1 protein-coding gene is annotated in these 612 nt (G+C 44.1%); it reads right to left on the reverse strand.

The features are described 5' to 3' along the window. On the reverse strand, positions 1 to 612 hold a 612-nt coding region (locus AC04NP_RS30605; protein WP_482863935.1), incomplete at both ends, for a condensation domain-containing protein.

Genomic DNA, 612 nt, shown 5'->3' on the forward strand with positions numbered 1-612 from the left:
CCGTTCTTTTCCCGCCAACAGTTCAGCACCTGAATCAAAGGGTTTACTTGATTTATCTGACTTATCTGATGATGAACTTCGTTTTGAATGACGGTAATTTAACAGCGCAGTGAACAGAGGAACATCATTGGGAATACCACTCCAATCATGGACATTGGACAAAGGGGTCTGTTCGTAATTTAAGAGTGCTTGCAATCGATCATTCGCATGGGCAATATATGCCGGTATATCACCCCTAAGGTCCAATAACACGGGAAGGGTATTAACAAATAAGCCTAAAGAAGATTCCGATCCTTTGGCGCCTTGCATCCTTCCTAATAGCACAGAACCAAAAAGGGCATGATCCGTCCCACTGCACCTTCCCACTACCAGGCCAAAGGCTGCATGGAACAGTACCGCAGGGCTTATCCGTAAATCACTAGATACCTGACGTACGGTATCCCGTAATTCAGAAGACAACATCGCTTGTGAAGATACAATACGGGTCGATCCATCACCGAGGGTATCTGACAGATTAAAGGGATAGGTTGGCGCTTGGATACCGCTGAACAACGATCTAAAGTAACTTTCATTTTCTCTTAATTTTGCTTGGTTTAAGGTATGCCCTATAAA

This window comes from Agaribacillus sp. DX54, assembly GCF_056858335.1.